This is a genomic window from Hungatella sp. SL.1.14, from assembly GCF_024460495.1.
Classification (GTDB): Bacteria; Bacillota; Clostridia; order Lachnospirales; family Lachnospiraceae; genus Hungatella; species Hungatella hathewayi.
Window position 1 is genome coordinate 1 of sequence record NZ_JANFYJ010000183.1, and the last position, 375, is coordinate 375.

Below are 375 nucleotides of genomic sequence, written 5' to 3' on the forward strand. Positions count from 1 at the left end.
CGAAACGTAATGATCATATCCTCTACTACGACTGTACGAATTATTACTTTGAAATTGAGCAGGAGGATGGGGATAAGAAATATGGTAAGAGTAAAGAACACCGGCCCAACCCGATTATCCAGATGGGACTGTTTACAGATGGCGACGGCATCCCTCTGGCCTTCTCCTTATTCCCAGGGAACCAGAACGAACAGACCTCTTTAAAACCGCTGGAAAAGAAAGTGATCGAGGACTTGGGCTGTGACCGATTCATCTTCTGCTCAGACGCCGGTCTTGCTTCAGAGAATAACCGTTTATTCAACCATACAGGAAAAAGAGGGTTCATTGTCACTCAGTCTATAAAAAAACTTGCAGCTGAATACAGAGAGGCAGCGC

Annotated in this window: 1 protein-coding gene; it reads left to right on the forward strand. The window is 45.3% G+C overall.

Going from position 1 to position 375, the window contains the following annotated elements; all coding sequences use genetic code 11:
* Positions 1-375, forward strand: a 375-nt coding sequence (locus NE473_RS30590; RefSeq protein WP_502802859.1) for an IS1634 family transposase, incomplete at both ends; no start/stop codon positions are given.